Raw genomic sequence first — 3,949 nt, forward strand, 5'->3', positions numbered from 1 at the left:
AACTGTAACAATCTGGCAGCCTGAGCTTCCTGTCTTAACCCTCTCCAGGAAATTCGGTGCGGTTCAAATGATACCGGGGGTGCATTCCGTCTCCGGTATTCACAGTTCTTTTGTCTCCGGAGCCACTGGCATTTTATGTCGCCGCGTGGGCCGAAATGTCATGATTTTCTTTCTCCTGCTCAGCCAGCGCACCTCTCCCTCCCCCCATGGGCGAAGCTGAAATAAACGCTCAATGGCCTTTTGGCCAAAGCCGGGCTTACAACAGAAATCCAGGATCCAGATCCTTCCATCTTCATCCCATTCAGAAGGATGCAGTCTGAACTCCGGATCGTTGAGCAGGCGTGCTTCCGTATCTGCCTCAAGATACGCCCAGGTAATATACGCCAGTGGAAAACCTCGCGAATCAAACAGAAACTTTATCTGATGGTGCTGTATCGCATATTCAGTCCAGTATTGAATGGTTAACACCGGATAAAGGCTGTAGTTACGGTTATGAAGCATGCAACTGACTGCAAAACCAATCTGCTCATAGACGGTCCATTCCTCTCTGCCCCTTATGGATTCTCGTATATGCGACATCATTGTCATTATCCTTATATTTTACACCGCGATTCTGACAGGATTTACTTGGCCGAAGGCTTCTCTGGAAAATGCCTGCATTCGGGTTCCCATATCAGAAAATGCCTCACGCAGGTAATATGGGTTATCACTGTGTTCATCCAGAAGAGTGGCAATCTCCTCAGATAGACACGCCTTTCCCAGCCACTTTCTGGGTTGCAGTCTCTTTCGGGCATGTTGTTCTATTCCAGTAAGAAGCGACGAGTTGTCACCCTTTCCCTTTGTACTGACTTGTTTAAGACAGCGGATCCCCTGGATGAAACAACGTAATGTTTCGTTGAAATGGACATCACGTTCCGGGGCCTTGTCCAGTGCGAAGGTATGCTCCTGGCTCCGATGAATCAGTTCGGACACAAGTTTTTGCAGGGGAGAATCACCATTCCCGTCAGGATCCGGGCTGTGCAAATTCCCACCACGCCGGTTAACCAGCGACATAAAACCGTCCACCAGTTGTTTCAGGGCACTAGGTATTTCACCCTCCGGCAGGAGCTCTGTGGGTATGCCCAGTTGTTCCAGATAACCGTAATAACAGGCTTCATGAAACGTTTTCTGAAAAGTCACTTCAATCTTCTGACGGACCATCAGTGTAAACTCAGAATCAAAGAGATATTTTCCGAGATAAAGACAGAGATCGGCCAACCCCTGATACAATACGACAGGTTCTTTTATCAGCTCAGTAAGCCGGAGCCGGTGCCCAAAATCGTCGGGATAATCTCCGGGGAACAGACAACTGAGTCCGTTAAAATCCATTAACCGACCATCCATCGTAATATTGGAAGGAGACGTTGTCAGCCTGAGAAAGCGGGTACGACAATATGCCATCTGCCACGCCTCACGACGTGCCAGCTCACATAGTCGTTCAATACAAGCGAGGCGAGGATCATGCTGAGCATCGGTACTGACCCCCTCTGCCGGAACGGGCAAATTCGCGGGCAGCATTCGGATAACAGACCTGACCCGTTGAGCGTCATGTATCAGCTGCCCAGCATATCCTGGCTGGGGTCTAAAGTATGGCGCGCGTTCAAAATGCGCCGGGCGAACCACGGGGTCGCGTACCAAGAGCGCTCGTCGGGATTTCCCCTGGGAGCGGTCAAATGCCTTGTCGGTATAGACATCCGTAAGTAAAACTGCCCGGGCACGCACTGCACCATAGGGTAATATTTGTGCCAGCACCTCTCCCCATAAAGCCTCATAGATTGCATGGATGGCACCAAGTGCGCCGTTAGAATGACGTCCATCAGTCCCTTCACCGACTAAAGGATTGGCTCCTATGCCTTTAACCTGATAGTTACCATCAAATCCACAACGTGCGCCGCCGCCATTACGCTGAATTCCACTACCACCATAGCGCTCCGCGAGGAATATTTTGGCAGAAGCTGAACTGGCTGGATTTATTATATAACTACATGCTTTTCGTAATGCCTCGGTATTTCGGACATCTTGAGCACACCAGATCAACGAAGAGGTTACTCGTCGGGCAGTGAAAGGAACCAGATTATCGGTTAGCCCAGCAAGTGAAGAACTATATTTCATACCAATGCTACCTCTATATATTTTCCGAGCGAATATAAACACTGTCAAACTCATTAATATGAGAAGAAGCTTGTTAGGTTAAATCAACCTGATTTATGAGATGATTTTCTCATAATAAATCGCGAGAAACAGGCCCATAGGAATATTCCCCCTAACATGACGAAATTTCATTCTTCCTCTGGAGTAACCACCAATGTTGAATTGTCTTACTGTTACGCCTGAAGATTCAGAACATTGATAACGAATATTCGAGTAATGTTGCTGACATTATTAAGGAAAGCAGCATCTGCTGTCTCATACCAGGAACACTGCTGTTGTCATTATGTATTTTCAGAATAAGCCACATATCTCCTCCATGAAATGCTTATGTAAAAGATAATGATTAGTATTTACTTTTCTTTACGAAGCTGACATAGTAAGCACACTAAGTCAAATGATTTTTGGACGACTACTATCTTCGTTGTTGTTCAGGGATAGGTGTGTAGCCTTAGATGAACCTTCAGTGGTTAACCTTGGGTAAGCTGCCCATTCCTTCCATGGGCAATTTAATCAGTTGCCCATGCTGGCGGCTTTCAAAGGAGATATCAGGATGAATTTTGATAAAGCGCAAAACCGGAGTAAGGATACTACAATGGCTAAGATACTGTATATCCCGCCAGTAATAGATATAAACCAGATCGTAAAAGAATCTTAATTTCATCCTCATTTTCGACAGATGGACCTTTTATCTTTTAATCCTGTAATTCAGGCTACTAATAGCACTCATGCCCCAGACGGAGGAGATAACAATAAAAATGAACCATTATCTGAATACGATGAATATGTTTGCGGCTGTGGATGTGACTGTTGTTGTGGCTGTGGACATGACTTCTAATACATCCTTTTGATTTTAGAATATATAAATATAAGTAATGGTTTTAAATCCCAAAGATATGGTAATAATTTTCACATAACATAGTATGTTAAAATGGAGACACAATGAGACAATTAACTGAACGTGAATTAGAAGTTGCATCGGGTGCTTTGTATGAAAGCGTTGATACTAATTGTGTGCTTGCGGCTGGGGCAATGGTTGTTTCAGTCTTGGGCGGGGCGGTCGGATTGATTGCAACAGGAATGACTGCCATAGGTGCTTGTACATCTTCCTCTTCTGCCTCCGCTACCGGTTCTTCAGGGGGCGGCTCATAATATATTAAGGGGTGATAAATGTTCGATAGCTTAATTAGACTGGAGTTGAAGTCACTCGTCTTTTCTAAAGAATATGTCAACATTTCGTTAACAACCTTTGTGGCTGTGTTTCTCATGATTTTACTATATCAATTGCCGGATAAAGAATGGTTGGTATTCTTCACTGGTATATTGATTATATGGGAGAGAATTCTTCTGCTGAAGATTAAAAAATTGCAGTCTTTAGAGAAGGGAAATAGCTGAGACTTACCCTGAAATATGTTCCTGATTTCAACAGTCGCTGAGTAAATTCCCGTGATCTGTAACTGAAGTATTATTGATTTTAGTCAGGGATATCTTTATTTCAAGAGAGTAATTAAGCCCGCATGTGACTTGTGCGGGCTATTTTGAATATTCAATTATAGTGGTGATGGTAATGACTCCAATCAGTAGGGCATGTATCTCTCGACGAAGGCTCTGATGACCTTCTCGTGCCTCTCAGCAGACTTTGAAAAGCAGTTTGTCCGATGGGAAAGTCGCTTGATTCGTGTTCCTGCTCTAAAGTTATATGGTCAGGATTAACCCGATTAATATGATCCTACCCACGTAATATGGACACAACCCTAAGCAA

The 3,949-nt window shown here is 44.6% G+C and carries 3 protein-coding genes and 1 pseudogene; 1 reads left to right on the forward strand and 3 read right to left on the reverse strand.

The window, feature by feature from the left end; translation table 11 throughout:
* Positions 1-99: 99 nt before the first annotated feature.
* Both JJB97_RS17445 and JJB97_RS17450 read right to left on the reverse strand, forming a co-directional pair.
* Entirely contained in the window at positions 100-579 is a 480-nt protein-coding gene (locus JJB97_RS17445; RefSeq protein WP_238715356.1) for a toxin-activating lysine-acyltransferase, read from the reverse strand.
* A 21-nt stretch (positions 580-600) separates the two neighbouring features.
* On the reverse strand, positions 601-2,151 hold the full coding sequence (locus JJB97_RS17450; RefSeq protein WP_238715354.1) for an MchC protein: 1,551 nt from the start codon (positions 2,149-2,151) through the stop codon (positions 601-603).
* 978 nt (positions 2,152-3,129) lie between these two features.
* On the opposite strand from JJB97_RS17450, the gene JJB97_RS17455 reads away from it, so the two are divergent.
* Complete coding sequence (locus JJB97_RS17455; RefSeq protein WP_238715355.1) at positions 3,130-3,339, forward strand: hypothetical protein; 210 nt, start codon at positions 3,130-3,132, stop codon at positions 3,337-3,339.
* Between the two features lie 425 nt (positions 3,340-3,764).
* On the opposite strand, the pseudogene JJB97_RS17460 reads toward JJB97_RS17455, so the two are convergent.
* Positions 3,765-3,884, reverse strand: a pseudogene (locus tag JJB97_RS17460) (IS1 family transposase); the annotation flags it as partial.
* Positions 3,885-3,949 lie beyond the last annotated feature (65 nt).

The organism is Tenebrionibacter intestinalis (genome assembly GCF_016632365.1).
In the GTDB taxonomy this organism is placed as follows: domain Bacteria; phylum Pseudomonadota; class Gammaproteobacteria; order Enterobacterales; family Enterobacteriaceae; genus Tenebrionibacter; species Tenebrionibacter intestinalis.